A 566-nucleotide genomic window follows, 5' to 3' on the forward strand; every position below is an offset into this window, starting at 1 on the left:
ACAGCTCCATCAGCACCAAGTGTGAACCCAGTTAAAGCTGGAGATGAAGCAATCACAGGTAAAGCTGAGCCAGGTTCAACTGTAGAAGTTACTCTTCCAGGCGGAGCTAAGAAATCAGCGACAGCTGGTGAAGACGGAAGCTTCAGCATTCCAGTCTCAGGCTTGAATGAAAACGACGAAGTTACTGTAACAGCAACAGACGCAGCTAAAAACACATCAGCACCAACTACAGCAACTGTAGGGAAAGCCGATGATAAGACAGCTCCATCAGCACCAAGTGTGAACCCAGTTAAAGCTGGAGATGAAGCAATCACAGGTAAAGCTGAGCCAGGTTCAACTGTAGAAGTTACTCTTCCAGGCGGAGCTAAGAAATCAGCGACAGCTGGTGAAGACGGAAGCTTCAGCATTCCAGTCGCAGGCTTGAATGAAAACGACGAAGTTACTGTAACAGCAACAGACGCAGCTAAAAACACATCAGCACCAACTACAGCAACTGTAGGGAAAGCCGATGATAAGACAGCTCCATCAGCACCAAGTGTGAACCCAGTTAAAGCTGGAGATGAAGC

The 566-nt window shown here is 47.7% G+C and carries 1 protein-coding gene; it reads left to right on the forward strand.

All coding sequences use genetic code 11. The annotated features are described in order from the left end of the window. On the forward strand, window positions 1–566 hold a 566-nt coding region (locus QM877_RS10205), incomplete at both ends, for an Ig-like domain-containing protein (RefSeq protein ID WP_414318327.1).

This window comes from Streptococcus infantis (assembly GCF_047463655.1).
GTDB classification, from domain to species: Bacteria; Bacillota; Bacilli; order Lactobacillales; family Streptococcaceae; genus Streptococcus; species Streptococcus infantis_Z.